The 2739-nt window shown below is 43.4% G+C and carries 2 protein-coding genes; one reads left to right on the forward strand and one right to left on the reverse strand.

Annotated elements, in window-relative coordinates:
• The first annotated feature begins 142 nt into the window (after window positions 1-142).
• Window positions 143-1528: a phytoene desaturase family protein gene (locus ACUVXA_RS19400; protein WP_445872941.1), complete on the forward strand. Its 1386-nt coding sequence runs from the start codon at window positions 143-145 to the stop codon at window positions 1526-1528.
• Between the two features lie 103 nt (window positions 1529-1631).
• On the opposite strand, the gene ACUVXA_RS19405 is transcribed toward ACUVXA_RS19400, so the two are convergent.
• Entirely contained in the window at window positions 1632-2597 is a 966-nt protein-coding gene (locus ACUVXA_RS19405) for a zinc metalloprotease HtpX (protein WP_445872942.1), read from the reverse strand.
• Between the last annotated feature and the right edge of the window lie 142 nt (window positions 2598-2739).

Consider the following 2739-nt stretch of genomic DNA (forward strand, 5'->3'; position numbering starts at 1 on the left):
AATTATTCTTTTCGAACTATCCCAACAACCCACATACTTAAGGCGCCTTCTCGAACTATTATATAATAAAGTTTAAATGGTAGCAAATGAATTTCAATTAAACTTTGGGAGAATTGTTGCGAGAGTATAATGGGATGGTTTTATGTCAGAACTCGATTTTGATGTCGTGGTTATCGGTGCTGGGATTGCGGGTCTTGGTTGTGCATCACTCCTCGCCTCTAGGGGTTTAAGAGTCATTGTATATGAGAGGCTTCCCTATATTGGAGGCCGAGCCACCACAATGAGTTTTAGAGGCTACACCATAGATACCGGTCTACACGCCCTCTCTAGGGGTGATGTGAGCACAGTTGCAGAATTACTTTCGACAATTGGTAAAAGAGTGGAGCTGGCAGCCTGGTCAGAGGGTGTAAACGTGTGGGAGGATAATAGGTGGCAGGACATCACGGAATACCGAGAAATAAGGCCCTCCCACAATGAGGACTTTAAAAAGGTAATTAAGGCTCTTTTTGAAATCACTTATCCTGAAATTGATGGATTAGACAATACTTCTCTTCGAGAATGGATGGAGGGTATAACCGAGAACCAAGAGGTTTACGACTTTTTCAGTTACCTGGGAATGATGATCACAACCCTCACCGACTGGAATGAGATGGCGGCAAGCGAAATTATTTACGAGATGAAGAAGAATTTGGAGGTTAAAGGAACACTGCTCACCGCAGGATTCCCTAAGGGGGGCTCCATTAATCTGGTTAACCCAATGGCTGAAGTGGTTAGGGAAAATGGTGGCATGATTCTCACCGGAACTGGGGTAGACGAGGTTCTCATCGAGAATGGAAAAGTTGTTGGTGTAGCCGTGGAACAGCCTATGGGTGATGCTCCCAAGAATTTTGAACCATGGCTGGTTCATGAAACTAACTTCCTCAGGACAGACACTGTTATTTGCGCGGTTCCCATATGGTCTTTAGAAAATCTGCTATCCACAGACGAGTTACCATCCTGGTTTACAAGTAAAATAGATAGCCTATCTGGAGAAACCTCAGCAGCCATAGGCTACCTCTTAGGCTTAGATGAGATTCTCTGGGAGGATAGAAAATATCGCGTTTCCATGAGCCTTCCCCAAACCGGCTTGCCCTTACAGTGTTATGCCCCATCAAATTTTGACCCAACCACCGCTCCGGAAGGAAAGTTTTTCATATCTATGGGCTGCCCCTGCGAGCCCGAAAACGCTTTTGACAAATGGTGGGTAAGAAAAGGGCTTGATATACTATGGGATGATTTGGCCCAACTATTTCCCCACTTTGAAGACCATGTAGAATGGGTTCTTCCCGCCAGATACATTGGTATAGATGGCATAGCTCGAAAACCGGGAATGGTCGGAAAATATAAACCAGACATAAAGGCATCCGGAGTCCAAGGCCTCTACTTCGCCGGGGATACCTATCGGGGAAGGGGCGTGGGAATGAATTCCGCAGCAGAATCAGCAATAATGTGTATTGAAAGAGTTCTAAGAGACAAAGCCCTAAAATAAGCAAACCATCTCGTGGTAAAAAATTTAAAATGAAAATTCTTTTTCAAGGGGAAAGGTGGGGACGCTATCCACCACCTTAATTATTATCAGAGAGCTGGTTATCTTAATACATTTCTGCTAGTTTCACGATTCTCTTCACTGGATTTGGGTGTGTTGAAAACAATTCTGCTACTCTCGAGAATTTTGTTGTTTTTGCTTGCTCTGCGAATTGCTTCACTTCGTAAGCGTCTAGTTTTCCGTCTCTATTTAGATCTGCATCAATGAGCATTCTGACTTCGCCCTTAGCTTTAGTGGGGTCGGTTGCGAAAAAGGCTCTTACTCCTTCTACCTCGTGAAGAGCCTTTTCATCTATGTCCTTGCTCGCTAATACTAGTTTGTAGAGGCCTGAAGCTAGATTGTATGGTTGATTGGTCATTTCGGCACTACCCGCATCAGCATAGTATTCTCTTGCTCTACTCACCCAGAGAACTAACAGATTGGTCACGAAGTACATCACAAAGGCTGCAAGTCCAATTAGTACGGCGTATCCAGCGTTTCTATTTCCTCTCCCTCCCATTCCGCCCCAAACCAAGCTCAGGAAGATGTAGTAGCATATCAAAGGTATAACGCTGATTGCAGTCATAAGCATCATATCGCGGTGAATTACATGAGATAATTCGTGTCCAAGTACGGCTTCTAGTTCACCGTCATCGAGTTTTTCTAACAGTGGTCTTGTTACTACCACTCGGGCATCGCTTTTCCATCTTCCGAATGCGAAGGCGTTGGGAATCTTCATGTTTGATACCCCGATTTTGGGTTTGTCTATTCCGCGCTTCCATATTAAGCTGTTTACTATACCGTGAAGTCGTGGTTCCTCTTGGGGTGTCACGTATTTCACCTTCATGGTCCAGCCAACGATGTAGGGACCAGTGAAGTACTGTATCGCCATTATAGCTACGGCCATGATGACGAAGACCCAGGGCTGGAAGTAACCGAACAGATAGGCTATACCGGTAAACAAAGCGAAGAGAATTGCGAACATTAGTGCTATCACTAGGAACATTCTAAGCTTTAAACCAAAAGTGCGCATCTTATACCCTACCTCTTAATCAATTTTTTATTTTTCTCTATCTATTAAAACGTAATTAGTTTCGATTTATTAATTTTTCTATGAGGTACTAGAATAAATTCTGAATTGTTTAACAGTATAGAAGTATCCATAAATATAATAT

It is taken from the genome of Candidatus Jordarchaeum sp. (assembly GCF_052745115.1).

Excerpts from the sequence above, each read along its gene's own strand:
- ACUVXA_RS19400 (WP_445872941.1), top strand. The coding sequence starts at position 143 with ATGTCAGAACTCGATTTTGATGTCGTGGTTATCGGTGCTGGGATTGCG.
- ACUVXA_RS19405 (WP_445872942.1), bottom strand. The coding sequence starts at position 2,597 with ATGCGCACTTTTGGTTTAAAGCTTAGAATGTTCCTAGTGATAGCACTA.